The organism is Mesorhizobium sp. M4B.F.Ca.ET.143.01.1.1 (assembly GCF_004792275.1).
GTDB classification, from domain to species: domain Bacteria; phylum Pseudomonadota; class Alphaproteobacteria; order Rhizobiales; family Rhizobiaceae; genus Mesorhizobium; species Mesorhizobium abyssinicae.
This window is the reverse complement of sequence record NZ_SRSR01000300.1, coordinates 1-298: the sequence shown is the minus strand read 5'-3', so window position 1 is coordinate 298 and position 298 is coordinate 1. Positions and strand designations below refer to the sequence as shown.

General features: G+C 65.1%; 1 protein-coding gene. It reads left to right on the top strand.

Annotated features, from left to right (window positions below):
• Positions 1–298: hypothetical protein (locus EN786_RS38155; protein ID WP_189524401.1), on the top strand; the 298-nt coding region annotated here is incomplete at both ends.

Here is a 298-nt window from a genome sequence, read left to right as displayed (position 1 = left end):
GATGCCGGCTCTGCCGGCGCTCGCCCAGGACCAGGCTCCGGCCGCGACCAATCAGGCCGTCAAACCGGCGTCACGTGGCATCAACGCGGAACTTGCGCGGATCGTACCCTTCTTCACCAAGAAAGGCGGCCAGAGAAGCTGCGATACGGTCGAATATGTCCTGAGCTTCGGCATCCACGGCGACCCGCAGGACTTCGACCGGCCAAGCGTGGCGGCCTTGCTCAAAGCGACAAGGCTCGATTTCAGGGACCAGGTGCCCCACGGGCTGGAGATCGTCAGCGTCGATGTCGCCGGCGAC